General features: G+C 67.9%; 17 protein-coding genes and 4 pseudogenes. 10 read left to right on the top strand and 11 right to left on the bottom strand.

Features of this window, described 5'->3' with window-relative positions:
* Window positions 1–554: 554 nt before the first annotated feature.
* The 3 genes from ACZ39I_RS39420 (at window position 555) to ACZ39I_RS39410 (ending at window position 2413) form a co-directional block, all read left to right on the top strand.
* On the top strand, window positions 555–701 hold the full coding sequence (locus ACZ39I_RS39420) for a hypothetical protein (protein ID WP_467250213.1): 147 nt from the start codon (window positions 555–557) through the stop codon (window positions 699–701).
* A gap of 693 nt (window positions 702–1394) precedes the next feature.
* A complete protein-coding gene (locus ACZ39I_RS39415) occupies window positions 1395–2174 on the top strand; it encodes a calcium-binding protein (protein ID WP_467250211.1) in 780 nt (259 codons plus the stop codon).
* A 101-nt stretch (window positions 2175–2275) separates the two neighbouring features.
* Window positions 2276–2413 (top strand): hypothetical protein, encoded by a 138-nt coding sequence (locus ACZ39I_RS39410; protein ID WP_467250209.1) that lies wholly within the window; start codon window positions 2276–2278, stop codon window positions 2411–2413.
* 78 nt (window positions 2414–2491) lie between these two features.
* Here ACZ39I_RS39410 and ACZ39I_RS39405 read toward each other — a convergent pair whose 3' ends face one another.
* The 3 genes and pseudogenes from ACZ39I_RS39405 to ACZ39I_RS39395 all read right to left on the bottom strand — a co-directional run bounded on the left by ACZ39I_RS39405 (window position 2492) and on the right by ACZ39I_RS39395 (window position 4039).
* Window positions 2492–2785 (bottom strand): hypothetical protein, encoded by a 294-nt coding sequence (locus tag ACZ39I_RS39405; RefSeq protein ID WP_467250207.1) that lies wholly within the window; start codon window positions 2783–2785, stop codon window positions 2492–2494.
* A 253-nt stretch (window positions 2786–3038) separates the two neighbouring features.
* Window positions 3039–3588, bottom strand: a pseudogene (locus ACZ39I_RS39400) (IS701 family transposase); the annotation flags it as partial.
* Between the two features lie 139 nt (window positions 3589–3727).
* Complete coding sequence (locus ACZ39I_RS39395; RefSeq protein WP_467250205.1) at window positions 3728–4039, bottom strand: immunity 53 family protein; 312 nt, start codon at window positions 4037–4039, stop codon at window positions 3728–3730.
* A gap of 315 nt (window positions 4040–4354) precedes the next feature.
* On the opposite strand from ACZ39I_RS39395, the gene ACZ39I_RS39390 reads away from it, so the two are divergent.
* A complete protein-coding gene (locus tag ACZ39I_RS39390; RefSeq protein WP_467250204.1) occupies window positions 4355–7225 on the top strand; it encodes a BTAD domain-containing putative transcriptional regulator in 2871 nt (956 codons plus the stop codon).
* Between the two features lie 138 nt (window positions 7226–7363).
* Window positions 7364–7810 carry a hypothetical protein gene (locus ACZ39I_RS39385; protein WP_467250202.1) on the top strand — a complete coding sequence of 149 codons (447 nt, stop codon included), beginning with the start codon at window positions 7364–7366 and terminating at the stop codon, window positions 7808–7810.
* 6 nt (window positions 7811–7816) lie between these two features.
* On the opposite strand, the gene ACZ39I_RS39380 is transcribed toward ACZ39I_RS39385, so the two are convergent.
* Entirely contained in the window at window positions 7817–8230 is a 414-nt protein-coding gene (locus ACZ39I_RS39380) for an ArsR/SmtB family transcription factor (RefSeq protein WP_467250200.1), read from the bottom strand.
* Window positions 8231–8863: 633 nt separating this feature from the next.
* Window positions 8864–9262, bottom strand: coding sequence for a hypothetical protein (locus ACZ39I_RS39375; RefSeq protein WP_467250198.1), 399 nt, complete (start codon window positions 9260–9262; stop codon window positions 8864–8866).
* A 71-nt stretch (window positions 9263–9333) separates the two neighbouring features.
* Between ACZ39I_RS39375 and ACZ39I_RS39370 the strand changes: the two genes are divergently transcribed.
* A complete protein-coding gene (locus tag ACZ39I_RS39370) occupies window positions 9334–9555 on the top strand; it encodes a hypothetical protein (RefSeq protein WP_467250197.1) in 222 nt (73 codons plus the stop codon).
* A gap of 68 nt (window positions 9556–9623) precedes the next feature.
* Here ACZ39I_RS39370 and ACZ39I_RS39365 read toward each other — a convergent pair whose 3' ends face one another.
* Window positions 9624–9962, bottom strand: coding sequence for a DUF6233 domain-containing protein (locus ACZ39I_RS39365; RefSeq protein WP_467250195.1), 339 nt, complete (start codon window positions 9960–9962; stop codon window positions 9624–9626).
* A 92-nt stretch (window positions 9963–10054) separates the two neighbouring features.
* Between ACZ39I_RS39365 and ACZ39I_RS39360 the strand changes: the two genes are divergently transcribed.
* Both ACZ39I_RS39360 and ACZ39I_RS39355 read left to right on the top strand, forming a co-directional pair.
* Window positions 10055–11062 carry a DNA polymerase Y family protein gene (locus ACZ39I_RS39360; RefSeq protein ID WP_467250193.1) on the top strand — a complete coding sequence of 336 codons (1008 nt, stop codon included), beginning with the start codon at window positions 10055–10057 and terminating at the stop codon, window positions 11060–11062.
* Window positions 11063–11095: 33 nt separating this feature from the next.
* Window positions 11096–11659 carry a DUF6292 family protein gene (locus ACZ39I_RS39355; RefSeq protein WP_467250191.1) on the top strand — a complete coding sequence of 188 codons (564 nt, stop codon included), beginning with the start codon at window positions 11096–11098 and terminating at the stop codon, window positions 11657–11659.
* Here ACZ39I_RS39355 and ACZ39I_RS39350 read toward each other — a convergent pair.
* Both ACZ39I_RS39350 and ACZ39I_RS39345 read right to left on the bottom strand, forming a co-directional pair.
* Window positions 11610–12230 (bottom strand): dihydrofolate reductase family protein, encoded by a 621-nt coding sequence (locus tag ACZ39I_RS39350; protein ID WP_467250189.1) that lies wholly within the window; start codon window positions 12228–12230, stop codon window positions 11610–11612. The two genes, ACZ39I_RS39355 and ACZ39I_RS39350, sit on opposite strands and share 50 nt — an antisense overlap.
* Window positions 12231–12317: 87 nt before the next feature.
* Window positions 12318–12707, bottom strand: coding sequence for a VOC family protein (locus tag ACZ39I_RS39345; protein ID WP_467250187.1), 390 nt, complete (start codon window positions 12705–12707; stop codon window positions 12318–12320).
* 210 nt (window positions 12708–12917) lie between these two features.
* Between ACZ39I_RS39345 and ACZ39I_RS39340 the strand changes: the two genes are divergently transcribed.
* Window positions 12918–13595 carry a TetR/AcrR family transcriptional regulator gene (locus ACZ39I_RS39340; RefSeq protein WP_467250185.1) on the top strand — a complete coding sequence of 226 codons (678 nt, stop codon included), beginning with the start codon at window positions 12918–12920 and terminating at the stop codon, window positions 13593–13595.
* 9 nt (window positions 13596–13604) lie between these two features.
* Here ACZ39I_RS39340 and ACZ39I_RS39335 read toward each other — a convergent pair.
* From ACZ39I_RS39335 to ACZ39I_RS39325, 3 pseudogenes are all read right to left on the bottom strand, one after another.
* Window positions 13605–13826, bottom strand: a pseudogene (locus ACZ39I_RS39335) (IS5/IS1182 family transposase); the annotation flags it as partial.
* 3 nt (window positions 13827–13829) lie between these two features.
* A pseudogene (locus tag ACZ39I_RS39330) lies at window positions 13830–13961 on the bottom strand (telomere-protecting terminal protein Tpg); the annotation flags it as partial.
* A gap of 4 nt (window positions 13962–13965) precedes the next feature.
* Window positions 13966–14199: pseudogene (locus ACZ39I_RS39325) on the bottom strand (telomere-associated protein Tap); the annotation flags it as partial.
* Here ACZ39I_RS39325 and ACZ39I_RS39320 point away from each other — a divergent pair.
* Window positions 14172–14594, top strand: a complete 423-nt coding sequence (locus ACZ39I_RS39320; RefSeq protein WP_467250184.1) for a hypothetical protein — start codon at window positions 14172–14174, stop codon at window positions 14592–14594. The pseudogene ACZ39I_RS39325 and the gene ACZ39I_RS39320 sit on opposite strands and share 28 nt — an antisense overlap.
* The last annotated feature ends 158 nt before the right edge of the window (window positions 14595–14752 follow it).

Below are 14752 nucleotides of genomic sequence, written 5' to 3'. Positions count from 1 at the left end.
GGCACTTCCTGCCTGGGGCTCATAGCGCCGATCCCTCACCACACCGTTCCCGCTGCTACTGCCCTCCGGGCAGGGCCTGAGCACGGCGGCCCCGAAGGCTGGACCCTCCTTGAGTCCCTGGACATTCCCGCAGCTCAGGAGCCGATGCGGTACCCGAGAGGGACTGTAGGGACCGGGAACTCCAATTATGAGCCACCTACGTACGGATACCTCAACAGATACGCCCGCGCGTACACGCACACATGACTCGTTCATAATTCCCAACTAGAGTCCCTTGGGTCCCTTGCTGGCGTCGTTTACTGCCGTGACCTGCACGTTTACGAGGGACCGAACGGCAGGGACTGAACGTGCAGAGGTCCTCCTCGCCAAGTGGGGGCCGAGTCGGGCGTAGTGGTGGGGCGGCCCCGTGCTGCCCTCGCCTGTGAGGCTGGGCCCCGGGTGTTCGCAGGCTTCACCGCCGCCAGGATCTTGGCGTGAGTTGGGCACGGGTCTGGCGGCTGTCCGGGAGTTGATGGCGTAGGGCGCCTGCGCGTCTGGCTGCATGCCTGTGTCCGATGTCAGACCCTTCCTGTTCACTGGTCTACAGCGGACGCATCAACAAGAGTTCCGACCTGGGCAAGGTGTGGACGGTCGACGCCCTCTTCGAGCTCGTGCCCGAGGTCGCCCCGCCAGACTGGGAGCCAGCCCCTCCCCTTGGCTGATCGCCCCGATGCGGACCGGTGCCGATCCCCGCCCCCCAGCTTGCCGTGACCGTCGTTCTCCTCACCATCGCAGTCGTCACCGACGTCGCGCTGATGGCCGCCGTCGGCGCCGCAACGCTGGCCCGCCTCGACGGCGCCACCTGCCGCCGCCGTCACCGTAGCCCTCACCCCCCTCTTCACCTGAACGGTGCGTCCCCTGTACCCGCGGGCAGCGTCCGTTCGCCGGAAAGTGACGGCGCGGCCTCGACGGTGCACAGTCACTGCGCAGGACGTAAGTAGATCGGGCCGTCATCATGCGCCCATGATTGATCAGTGGATTGCAGATGGCGCGGTGTGTCCGCAGTGCCAAGGCCCGACGGACGCCCTGTGGAGAGAACATCCGGGCGGCGAACGTCTCGATCAAGATCCGGGTGACCACGGGTGCTTCTTTCGCGACTGGGTCAGCCGTCGCTGCCGCGCGGGATGCTGGCAGCAACCGCGTCCCATGCCGTCGTGCTGGCATCGGTGACAACCCGCAAGCTGCCTACTTCCACTGCACGACACCGGAGCGGCGCTGGGGCGGGCCTCGACGAACTCATACAACCCTCGGTCCCTGCGGACAGTCTGATCACGCGGGCCGATCGGCTCTCTGACTCTCCCGGGCCGCTCACGCAGTGCACTGCTGACCGGCCCCCTGTTCTCATTTGGACTCACATGCGTATACGTGCTGCGGCGATGGCCGGGACAACGTCCGCCGCCCTGCTGCTGACCGCTGGTGCCGGTGTTCCGGCGCACGCCGATGGCGGACCGGTCATCACCAAGGTCGTGGTCAACAAGGGCAAGAACATCCTGGTCGGCCCCACCGCCGTCACCAAGTTCAGCGCCCAGGTCACGGCCACTGATCCGTCCGGCGTCATCGTGGCAGACGCGCAGCTGTGGTACGGGACCTCCCGCGACAACCGCACGGGCGCTATCTCCTACGACGCCCCCAACTGCCATGCCGACAGCTCCACGACCACCACGTGCACCATGAACTTCCAGGTCAAGGCCGACACCCGCGACATGGTCAACGTCGTATCCAACGCGAAGGCCGGCACCTGGCACATCTACGCCAGCGCCTTCTCCAAGGACCGCGTCCAGACCACCATCGACTCCTACGCCACCACCAAGGTCCAGCGAAGGTCCCAGCTGACCGCGAACGCGGCCCCCGAACCCGTCAAGAAGGGCAAGACCCTCACCGTCACCGGCAAGCTCTCCCGCGCCAACTGGAACACCCACAAGTACGCCGGCTACAGCGGCCAGAGCGTGAAACTCCAGTACCGCCCCAAGAACAGCACCACCTACACCACCCTCAAGACCGTCACCACCACCAGCACCGGCGAGTTGAAGACCACCGTGAAGGCCACCGCCGACGGCTTCTACCGCTACTCGTTCCCCGGCACCACGACCACCCCGGCCATCAGCGCTGCCGGTGACTACGTCGACGTGACGTAGAACCCGCTCGAAAGGAACGCCTAGTGCCCCACCACACGGTGCGTCTCGGAGGACGAGGGGTTACCGGATCACCTGCGGCCCCAGCTGGCGGCCCGGAACTGGTGTACCTAGTCCTCAGCGCCCAGTCGCCCTACCCCCAGCGAGAGGACGTCAAGGACCGCTGGTGCCTCGCCGGTTGCCACCGGGGCTATCCCGAGCGGTGGACGGAGGCGATGCCGCTGCTGCCCGACGACGTCTGACAACGTCGTGCGAATGCTGCGCCCGCTCCTACATCCGCCACAGCCTGACCTGCCGGGACGTCCAGTGGTCGTACAAGCTCAGCCGGTCTGCGCGTCCAGCAGGGCGCCCAGGTCCGTGGTGTCCCCGGCGGACGGGGTTGTGACGGTGACCGGCTCATTGATCCGGAGGAAGGCGACGGTCATGTCGACGGGATCGCCGACGGCCGGCTCTTCGCCGGCGTTGACGGGCATCTTGTAGGTGGCGCCCCGCATGCGGAACTGCCTGGTGCGCCCGGCGTCGTCGATCCACAGATCCATGATGAGGTTCTTGTCGAGCTCCAGCGCGATGAACTGGTCCTCGAACCCGTCGTCGGTGAGTTCGCCGGCGAGCACCCGGCACCTGACCACCCCCTCGGGCCTACTCCTCCTTCTCCCCGTCCGACCCCAAGCACGCTTCGGCGGCAGCCGCATACTCGTGGGCGCAGAACACCCTGCGGGGAGGCGCGCCCTTGAGCCGGGTTGCCAGTGAGACGGTCGCAGACGCCAACCGGGCCCGGACCTGCGGCGCTCAGAGCAGTGACCCGTTCGTCGCGATGCCCGACCAGGTTCCGGACGATTCGTGTGACGAGTTCCCGTTCGCCGGCAATCCGGCCAGTTCATCCAGAGCGTCCAGTGCCAGCCGCCATTTCTCCCGGTGTCCGACGTCGTTGGGGACGCCGGTCCGCCGGCGCCGGACGGCGTCATCCGCCCATTCCCGCGGCAGGAACAGCCACCAGTTCAGCGGGCACGAGGCCCTGTCGGAGACCGCGTGCATGCTGACCGCGACCTGGCAGTTGGCCTGCTTGCCCAGCGCACCGCAGTACTGGTGGGAGACGCTGACCGACATCCGGCCGTCCTTGGGGAGCGACCGCCCAGGCGTCCGGGCCGATCTGCGGCACCAGCCGTTCGGCGATCCGCCGACGGACCGGCACCGGATCCCACGTGGACTGGTTCACGAACTGCTGCAGGTTCTGCTCATTGCTGTCCGGCAATCGCGAGGCCATGGCCTGGATGGACTTGCGCCGCCCGTCCATCATCAGTCCCCGCAGATAGCAGTCGCCCTTGGCCCGCTGGTCCTTACGCGGCACCGAGGCGAACACATCCGCCACGAATAACGCCAACGTCGCCCGAACACGGTTCACTTCATGTGCGTCCACACAGCCCTCATGACCCTGACCACCATGCCCTTGACCACCGCAGGCAGACAGACCTAACGGAGTCCTACTAGTGCTCTGACCGCATTGGTTCACCGGATGGGGTGGCGTCTGCGGCTGGAGGTATCAAGCTGGGACCGTCCTACTGCGGGGTGTTCTCCACCGCCCACCCGCGGAAGAGCGTGAGTGCCTCAGTGAGGTTGCCTGGCCCGCATGCAGCATGGAAGGTCATGTCAGAGGTCCAGGCCAAGACCCAGTCGTCCTTGCTGCGTCTGAGGTCCTGGCGAAGGAAGTCGTGCCCTTCAAGGTCGGTGTCCTCCAGGTCGATGCGCACTGACCAACCGGGGTTGTCAAGCGTGTCGATCTTGATGCCCCACTCGTGCTCCCAGTCCCCATTGCACTGTGCGGAGTACCAAGCCTGCAGCCAGTCCAAGACGTTCTCGGCTTCGTCCATGGCAAGAGATGCTAGGTCGGCGCCGGGCCCAGCACCGGAGGCGGTTGGTTCAACTTGCCCTGGGAGGCGCGATGGCCGAGCCGGTACGCGTGCGAAGACTGACCGATCAGGAGGGGCAGCGCCGAACGCCGGACTTCCAATTCCTGCATCCGCGCTTCGTGCTCTACGAGGTCAGGTGAGTTGGCGGCGGGCCACTTGCAGGGCATGCGCAAACAGGCACACAGATTTGGTGTAAGAGGCATACAGCGCGGGCTGCAGGGCCGTCGTGTGAAGTAGAACTGTCCACTGCGGCCGGGCATCTGGGGGAATCTGAGCGTGGACCACGAACTCGCGTCGTTCAGCGCGGCATTACGTGCCCATCGCAAGCGAGCCGGACTCACTCAAAAGCAGCTCGCCGACCAAGCCGGGGTCAGCGTCCGCACGGTCCGTGCGATCGAGTGTGGCCAGGTTGATCGCCCTCACACCGCGTCGTTGCGGATGCTCGGTTTGGTGGTCGGCCTGGAGGGACCCGGTGAGGCTGCCACGGCGGGATGCCAGGTTGAGGTGCTCGGACCGCTCGTGGTGCGGCGCGACGGTCAGGTCGTGCAGGCGGGAGGGGCGAAGCAGCGCAGTCTGCTCGCTGTACTCGCGCTGCGGTGCAACGACATCGTGTCCCAGGCGGAGATCATCGACGTGCTGTGGGGAGACGGTCCCCCGGCCACCTGCCGCGAGTTGCTCTACGGCTACGTCTCGCGGCTGCGGAAAGTGCTCGGCGGCGAACGTATCGAGGCGCGCTCAGGCGCGGGCTACCGGCTCGTCGCGGACATTCATGAGCTCGACGTCCTGAGGTTTGACGCTCTGGTCGCCGCGGGTGACTGGGAAGCCGCACTCAGATGCTGGCGTGGTGCCGTGCTCGCCGACCTGCCCGAACCGGTGCGACAGCATCCTCGCGCCCTCACGTTGACCCAACAGAGGCTTGCCGCGGGAGTCGCGCACGCGGATGCGTTGATCGGCGCCGGCGCACACGGCGACGCGGTGCAGGCTCTGCGCGCGCTGGTGGCTGATGAGCCGTTGCACGAGGAGCTGTGCGCACGGCTGATGGTGGCGCTCGCGGGTTGCGGGCAGCAGGGTGTTGCACTGGAGCTGTACGAGTCGCTGAGGAACAGGCTCTCCACCGAGCTCGGCGTCTCACCAGGAGCCAGCCTGCGCCAGGCACATCTGCAGGTGCTGCGGCAGGAGATACCCGCCGCCGGGGCACTGCGACAGTTGCCCGCTCCGCCGCCCGGGTTCACCGGGCGTGCCACCCAGCTCGCGGCACTGGACCACGCCCGCGACGCCGGCACCATGATCGCCGCGATCGGCGGTGCGGGCGGCACGGGCAAGACGTGGCTCGCGCTGACCTGGGCTCACCACAATTCGGCGCGGTTCCCCGACGGCCAGTTGTACGTCAACCTGCGCGGCTACGACCCGACTTCCCCGCCGTTGCCGGTCGAGACGGCACTGCACGGCTTTCTGCGGGCGCTCGGTGTGGATCCCGCCGCGGTGCCGCCGGACATCGACGGCATGGCCGCGCTCTACCGCGGCCTGCTCGCGGAGCGGAAGGTGCTGGTGGTGCTGGACAACGCTCGCGATGCCGGCCACGTGACCCCGTTGTTGCCCGGTGGCACGGAGAGCGCGGTCCTGGTCACCAGCCGCAGCGGACTGCCGGAGCTCGTCGCCACCCGCGGCGCGTGGCCGATCACGCTCGACCCACTGACCGGCTCCGAAGCACGCGACCTGCTCGCACACCGCCTCGGCGTGCACAGGCTCGCGGCGGAACCGGACGCTGTCGCGGCCGTTCTGTACTGGTGTTCTGGACTGCCGCTGGCGCTCGGCATCGTGATCGCCCGCGCCACCAAGGCATCGCTGACCGGGCTCGCAGCCGAGCTGAACAGTACGCAAACCAGGCTGAGCGCACTCGACGCGGGCGGTCCTCCGGCGAATCTGCGCGTTGTTCTCGACACCTCCCACGCGGCGCTGTCCTCGGCAGCGGCTCGGTTGTTCCGCCAGCTGGCCATCTCGCCGGGCCCGGACATCGGGACACAGGCCGCCATCGCCGTCGCAGGCCCCGCCGCGCCAGTTCTGCTGCGTGAGCTCACCAACGCCCATCTCGTCGACGAACACGTGCCCGACCGCTACCGCCTGCACGATTTGGTACGGCTCTATGCGGCCGAGAAGTGCGGCGAAGCCGAACGCAACACCGCCCTCAGCCGGACAGTCGAGCACTACCTGCACAGTGCGATCGCCTGCGCCGAGGTGATGGGCCATCACCGACTGCCCCTTCTCGACCAGTTGCCCTCGCCGGAAAGCAACCCATACCGGCCGGGCGACATGGCCGCAGCACTGGCCTGGACCGAGGCGGAACACGAGGCGCTGACCGCCGTCGTCGGTCTTCGCCTGCCCGGCGTGAGTTGGCAACTGCCCAGAGCGCTCGCCGTCTACCACTGGCGGTACGGACGGCTGCGTGACGACATGGCCATGTGGACCACCGCCCGCGAGGTCGCCGAACGCACCGGCGACGTCGCAGCGCTCGTCCGAGCCGACACCAGCCTCGGTGACAGCCACGCCACGCTCGGCGACTTCCCGGCCGCGCTGTCCCACCTCGAACGAGCCATTGCACTGGCGGCCCAACTCGGCGACCTCGCGGCGGAGGCGGACGCGCACAACTCGCTGGCGTGGGCATGGGAAGGCAGGCGGAATCCCGGCAAGGCTCTCGATCACGCCCGCACAGCACTCGCCCGGTACCAGGCGCTGGGCAAACCCCATCTGGAAGCCGACATGCTCAACTGCGTCGGCTGGTGTCTCATCAGGCTGGGCCGCCGGGACGAGGGCCGCGCGTGGTGCGAGAAGGCCTTGGCCCTGTGCGAGGAACACGGGCACCGTGATGGCACCGCGCACGCGTTACGCAGCCTCGGCGAGCTTGAGCTGGAATCCAGGAGGTACCAGGAGGCCGTACGCCACCTGCAGAGCGCGAGCGACCTGTTCACACTGCTGCAGCACAGTTTCGCGCAGGCGGGCGTGCTGGCCCGCCTTGGCGAAGCAGCGCACGCGCTCGGGCGCGACGACCTCGCCCGCAGTTCGTGGGAACGGGCGCTGGGACTGTACCGGGCACAACACCGCGAGGTGTCGGCAACCAGAATGCTCAACCAGCTGGCATCGCTCGACTGAGCCCGTCGCCGAACCATCGCCGTGGGGCAGGCGAGTTTCACGCAGAAATGAAACACGTGATCGCGACCAGCAGTCGCTGCCAGACTCGTTGCACAGCCCAGAAATCAACAAGCAAGGGGGAAATCCACCATGCCTACGGTGAAACGAGTCTTGACGGCGATCGTTGCGACCGGCGCAGCAGTGGTGAGCACGTCCGGTGGAGTCGCGGCGGCCCAGGCATCCACCGAGCAGACCTACACCGCGGCGGTGACCTGCATCGGCACGTCGTTCTCCAGCCAACTGGGCACGAACCAGGCCATCTGCAACAGTGGGTACTACCTGGTCCTGCAGGACAACGGGGATCTCGTGCTCCGCCGCTCGAACGGAAGTGCCTGTTACGCCAGCGGCACGCGGGCCCCCGGCGACGCCACGGCCACCTTCCACGGCGGCTGGGATGTCCAACCCTACGTCGACATCAACAGCGTCTCCCAGGGCTTCCGCGGCCGGATCTATGGGGCCAACCGCCTCCCCTCGATCGGTACGAACGCGAACGTGAACAACAAGGGCGAGTTCTGGATCGGTTACAGGAAGATCGGCTACTGCTGATCGGGCTCAGACCTGTTGCGGGGCCGATTGCCGTCCTCGCAACAGGTCCGTCCCCAGCGACGTGACCGCATGGGACACGACGTTGGCCTCGCGCCTGCTCACCACCAACCCCGCTCGCCTCAGCACGGTGAGGTGCTGGCTGGCCGAAGAGACCAAAACACCCGCACGGCGGGCGAGTTCACTCGTACTGCCACCGTCTGCGGCCGCTTCCAGCACCGCAGCCCTGCTGCACCCCAGCAGACCGGGCAGCGCCTCATCCCGTGCGAAGCCGAGAGTCCGAGCGATCGGCAACACCAACACTGGCGTGTCTTCCTGGCGCACCAACGTGATCGGTGTTCCTTCACAGAAGTACGACGGAACCAGCAGCAGTCCGCGGCCCTCCAGACTGAGCTCCCGCTCCACTGGATAGTCGACGGCCAACGTCGACGTCGAGCCGGACCATCGCATCCGCGGCGAGAGACGGCTGAGCAGCCCCTCCGCACCACCGTCAGCGAGCAACGCAGCCGCACGGGCACGCTCAGCGGCGACCTCCGTCCCGCACGGTGGGCCAAAACGGCCCGACGGCCACCGCGTGATAGCGCACCAGTGCCTCACCGAGACGTCGAACCGCGCATGACCTGCCCTCGGCCAACGGCCGCAGCGAGTCCTTGACACCGTGACTGACCGCCAGCAAGCCGACCTCGCGGCGGAGCCGTGACACCGACGTGTCCAACACCGGCGCCACTGCCTCCACAGGATCGGCCGAGCACCCGTACGGCGTCAGGAAGTCCGGGATGTACCCACGCGGCGGAACGAGTGCACGCAGCAGACCCAGGTCAGGCGACAGTCTGCGCGCCATTGCGTGGCGCCACCCCGCGCCGGCGGGACCGGCGGCGCCACGCTGGAGCCAATGCAGACTAAGTACCGTCTCCCACATCAGCGCCGGGCCCGCGGCCAATCGAACCCGGCCCAGATCGAGTGTGGTGAACCGGATGCGCAACATAATTTCTTCGCGCCCTCCACGTGCCCCTCGACGGCGGCCCGGACGTCACCGGAGCCGCCGTTGGACAGCGATCAGACGCAGTCGGGCGGGGTAAAGCTTGATTCCCTGTCGGTCGCGTTGTAGATGACTCCACGGTTGCAACCAGGGCCCACCCATGTCGGCCACGTCTGGGAATAGGTGTTCCCTGCGTACATCCAGATGTCAGGCGACTTGAACGTCTGGTTGGCAGGGTTCACCCACTCGAGATGCCCGTAGATCGGCGTGCCCGCCTTCTTCTCGTAAGAGACCCGGATGCTCCCCTGCTGGTTCACCGGCGTGATGCTGATGCACAGTCGCCCGTTCCGCAGATCCGTGCATGCCGGGTTTGCCGCCACACCTTCCGAACCGGACCCGGTGGCCTGGGCCACCCCTCCGGACAGCGCCATCAGAGACAGCGAAACAACCGCAACAAGGCTCGCTTTGTTCTTCATACCGAACAACGCTAGCTAGGGCAGTTTGCCGAAAACCTGCCGAAGCCCTGCCCGGTGAACAGGCGCTATTCATGAGCTCAGCGGCAGAACTGCCGCTGATGCCGCCGGGTGGCCTCTCACGGGCGCCGCCCGACCTCAGGGCTTTCGACGAGGACGGCAACTCCTACGAGATCTCGGCGTGCCACGACTGCCTGCCGTGGCACGCGGAGGTCGTTCTCATCGAGGGCGAGATCCTCGTCAGGGAGTGGCACGCCGTCGGATGCCCGCTGTTCCAGCAGCTCATCCGTGACTGATACGGCAATGCTCGCCCGACGCACCATGCAATATGCGTGCGCGGCTTCCGTGTTGACCCGTGCAGCCGCTACTCAAGGATGCCGAGGTGCTGGTCGGGGCGGCAGTGAGTGCAGGCGGGCAGTCCGGAGGTGAGCAGGCGGCGCGCTTCATCCCGGCCGACGGGGCGGCGTCGTTTGCCCGCGGCGTAGCAGTCGCCGGCGTGGAGCTGGGTGGGCGGGCGGCCGGTGCCGATGCCGAGTTCGACGATCCAGTCCGGGACGGGCGGGCGCCGCTGGCGACCGCGTTCCTGCTCGGCTTCCCGCTGCCGCACAGCGGCGATCTTGGTGTCGATCCGCTGCAGCCACATGGCGTGCCACACCCTGAGCGTAAGAAGACGCTCCGGGTCAGGCGGCAGATCGTCGAACACGGCACATTCCGTTCCTGTCGCGCGCGGGCAGCACCCCCTCGCGTGTTCGAATTCTAGTTCGATAACGTGGGAAGGGAGGAGGTGGGTGTGCCATGGGAGCGGATCCGAGGACGCCGGGCGCGGCGACGGTGATGCATGTGCGCTGCCCGGACCGGCTGCCGGAAGAGTCCTACCGGCAGGTCCTGGACCAGTTGTCCGAACTGTCGCCGGTGGTGCAGGCGCTTCCGCCCACCGCGGCCCTGGTCGAGCTACGCGGCGCGCTGCCGTACTACGGCATGGACGCGGGCCGGCTGGGCGAGGTGCTGCGCATCCGTGCCCTGTCCCGGCTCGGAGTCGACGTCCGGGTCGGGATCGGACCGTCGATCACGGTCGCGGCCACCGCCTCCGCTCAGGTGCCACAGCCGGGCGGCGTCCTGGCCATCGCCCCCGAGCAAGTCACGCAATGGCTGGGGCCGCTGCCGGTCGACGCCCTGCACGGCATCGGCCCCCGCCAGGCGGCAGTACTGCGGGACTACGGTATCCACTGCGTGGGCCTGCTCGCCGCCGTCCCGACCGCCACGGTGCAGCGCCTGCTGGGCGGCCGCGCCGGCCGTACGGCAACGGAACGGGTCCGCGGCATCGACCCGCGCCCCGTCGTCCCCCGCGCCCTGCCCGCCGCCGCGAGCGTGCGCTACCGCTTCGAGGAGCACATGCTGGACGGCGCTGTCGTGCGCGCCGCCCTCCTCCAGCTGGTCGTGGAGCTCGGGACCCGGCTGCGCGGCCGCGGCCAAGCCGCCCGCGCCCTCACCCTGACCCTCAAGTTCGCCGGCAACAGCAGCTGGGAGAAGACCCGCCGCCTCGCCGTGCCCTCCGGCCACGAGGACGATCTGCGCACGACGGCCTACCAGCTGATGGACGCCGCCGCTCTCCAGCGCGGCCGACTGACCGGCCTCGTACTGAAGGGCGACGACCTCATCGACGCCGACAAGGTCGCCCGCCAGCTCTCCCTCGACGACGCCCGCGAGACCCGCCTCGCCGCACAGACGGCCGTCGACCGCGTCCGCGCGAAGTTCGGGCGAGGCGTCATCGGCCCGGCCGCCGTCTTCCGCCGCGCCTCGTGACCCGAACCGTTCCCATCCGCAGAGGTGACGCTCGTGCTTGACCTGCCACAGTGGCCCGGCACGCCACAGGGGATGCCGCACTGGCCCTACGCCCAGGCCGTCGACGACGCCCTCACCGCGCGGGGCATCCCGCCGGGCGTCGTCCGCGCCAACCACCATGGCCTCGAGCGCGGTCTGACCACCTACATGACGCTCGCCTGGGACGTCAGCCGCACCAGCGGCCGCGGAGGCATCCGGCTCGACTGGGGAGAACGCCAGGGCTGGTACTACGCCCTGCCCGGGCTCAACTCCTACGACGTCCTGCTCTACACCGTGGTCACGGCACTACGCACGCCTATCGCGGACCCAGAGCGGGTGGCCGACGTGGCAGAGGAACTGGTGCGCTTTAGGGGTCCTTTCAAAATGCTGAAGAAGCTAGCAGCGCCCGGCTCCCGACTGCGACCGATGCCGCCCGCCCGCGAACGTGGAACTCGCCCCCGCGAGCGTGGGACGCTGACCGGGGTGCTGGTGCCCAGCACCCCGGTCAGCGGGGTCTTGATGGATGACTTCAGTTCCCGGTGGCCGGGGTGTCGGGGACAGTGGCGCGCGCGTAGGTGACGAAGGCCGCGCCGCTGTCGAGCACGGTGTGGCCGGTGAGCTCCCAGCCGCGCGGATCGAAAGCGGCCTTGTGGGAGAAGATCGGGATCCCGGCGCCGATGGTCAGCGGTGCCATCTTGAGGATGAGCTGGTCGATCTCGCCGTACAGGGCAGCGGCCAGTTCCGCGCCGCCTATCAACCAGATGTCCTTGCCGTCCTCCTGCTTCAACTGTCGCACCTTGTCCGCAGGGTCGCCGGCGACCAGTTCGACGGCAGGGTCCGGGTTCTCGGTGAGGGTCCGGGAGAAGACCAGGTGACGTAGGTGGGGGTAGGCATCGGTGATGCCGGCCTTAAGACCGATCTCGTAGCTGCGCCGTCCTTCCAGGACGGTGTCGAAGTGCGTGCCTTGCGCGGTGACGGACAGCGCCGCCCGGGCCTGGACAGGCAAGGTCTCCGGGTACTCCGTCACAAGGTGCTGGATGTAGTCCTCAGGGATCGGCCAGAAGCCGTTTGGGCCCGAGGGATCGGCGCCGTCCGGGCCCGCGATGAAACCGTCCAGCGTGGTGGCGATGTAGTACACGAGCTTTCGCATGCGGTGCTCTCTCTTCTGGGTCTGCATGATCCGGTCGGCAGGGGCCGTGCGGGCCGTAAGGGTTGGCGTGGGTACGGGGCCAGGGGGTCAGGAGTGGTCTGGTGTGATCCATTCGACGAGCTGGACGATGACCCCGTTGGGGTCGGTGACCTGGAACAGGCGTTCTCCCCATGGCTCTTCGCGCAGCGGCATCGTGATGTCGACGCCTTCGGAACGCAGTCGTTTCTCCTCGGCTTCGAGGTCGGTGACGGTGAAGGCGAGGATCAGTCCGCCGGCGTGCCGGTCGCGCTGGTCGGGCGGCAGGACGTCGATGCCCCGCCGGAGCAGGACGATGTCGACGGCGGCATCGTCACGGGTAAGGGAGGCGAATCCTTCGGCCGCGGCCTGTTCCCGGTAGCCGAGGTGCTCGGTGAAGAAACTGCGGGAGGCCGCGATGTCTTCGACCGTGAGGGAGACGGTGGAGGCGGTGATCCTCAAGAGGGGTTCCTTTTCCAGGCTGCGGGGTTGGGGCGATGTCGAGGTGTGCAGGTGTGCAGGTGTGCAGAGCTCGGGGTGGTCGTCAGCGGATGTCATGCCGTGCACTGCCGCGGGAACGCGCCCCTCGGGCTGATCTTACGTCGGTGGTAATATTACTTCTATGAGATCAACGCTGTAAACATATTTTTACTACGGAGGTAAGATTCACTCATGGAGACGACGACGAGCGCCGCAGCGGGTGCCACCACAGCCGGCGTCACCGCCCCGCTGGGCCTGCGGGAGGCGAAGAAGCAGGAGACGCGACAGCTGATCTCCGACCATGCGACACGGCTCTTCATCGAGCAGGGCTTCGAAAACACCACCATCGCCGAGATCGCCGCGGCCTCTCGCGTCGCGAAGAAGACGGTGACCAACTACTTCGCGCGCAAAGAGGACTTGGCCCTCGACCACCAGGACGAGTTCAGCGCCACGCTGGCGCGCGCCGTGACCTCCCGCCACCCTGGGGAGTCCGCCCTCGCGGCGCTTCGTCGTGCTTTCGAGGCCGCCGTCGCGGCGCAGGACCCGGTCGCCGGATTCGCCGGCCCGGACTTCTCCCGCATGATCACCGACAGCCCCACCTTGTCGGCGTGCCTGCGTAACCTGCACGACCAGCGCGAGCAGGCGCTGGCCGAGGCCCTCGCCGAGGCTGTCGGTGCGCAGCCGGACGACATCACCGTCCGCACGGTCGCCGGGCTGCTCGGCGCCGTGCACCGCGTCCTGTTCCAACGCATCCAGGACCTGACCCTGGCCGGGCACACCAACGACGAGATCGCCAAGATAATCGCGAAGGAAGCGGCACGCGCCTTCGACCTTCTCGAACCAGCCATCAATGACTACGCGATCGCCTGAGAGGGCCTTTCACCATGCTGGATTGCTGCGGGCGAGGGTCATGCAGTGGGCGAGTTGGAGGAAGGCGTCGTGCATGTCGTCTCGGGCTTCCCACCGGATCCGTAGACGGCGTGGGCCGTGGAGCCAGGCGATGGCGGACTCGGCAACCCACCGCACCCGGCCCAGGCCCGAGCCGTGTGGCTGCCCGCGCCGGGCGATCTTGGGGACGATGCCACGCTCACGCAGCCGACGGCTCTCCTGCGCGACGGCCTTCGCGCTGCCCAACTGCCGGATCAGGTAGCCGATCTGGCCCTTCAGCGTCTTCGGCGGCTGGCGGGTGAAGCTCTCCCGGTCGGCCCGCTCGATCGCGTCGTCGATCTCCCCCACGGCCTTACTCTCCTTCGTCCAGGACGGCGTCGCCGCCCTTGATGTGGCGGGCCGGGTTGAGGCCCTTCTCCACCAGGTCGACCGCCCACAGCATCGACTGGACGCCCTCCAGCTTCGCCAGGCCCGGCGTCGGTCCGAGGCGGAACCCTCCGGGCTGGGGCTTGCCGGACGCTGCGTACGGGAGGAAGTCGAGCGGGCTGTCGCGGGGGCTTGGGTAGACGACGCAGTCGGAGAGCACACCTCAACGACTTCATCACCAGCCAGTACGCCGACAAAGCCGGGGCACTCGCCTTCGCCTGCCTGCTCCACCTCGCCGACGACAGCAGCGGCGCCCGCTTCTGGTGGCGCTTCGCCGCCGGCGCCGGTCACCAGGTCGCCGAATACTGCCTCTTCCTCGAACACGCTCACAGCGGCGAGTACCACGACGCCGACTACTGGCGTACTCAGCTCCTGCGCCAGCCCTTCGAACCCGCCTTCCTGTGCGGCGACCGCTCCACCGCCCCCCTGCTCGGTCCACCCTGCATGGAACAGATCCACCTCCACATCACTCGCCTGCACCACTCCGAAATCGGCACCATCCCGCTCCCCCAGCCCGCCCTCGTCGACCACCTACGCAACGTCACCCCCCTGTGAGACTGAACGGGCCAGAGCCCTCCCTGAGCATCGTCAGCTCAGGGAGGTCGGCACACACCCGAGTCGCACAGAGCGTCGCCGCACCGTGGCCCTGCCTGGACGGTACCGAGCAGGTCTGAAGCCCTACCGCCAGACCCCAACGCTGAACACACTCGTGA

It is taken from the genome of Streptomyces sp. NPDC024687 (assembly GCF_055559055.1).
This window is presented reverse-complemented; position numbering and strand designations above follow the sequence as displayed.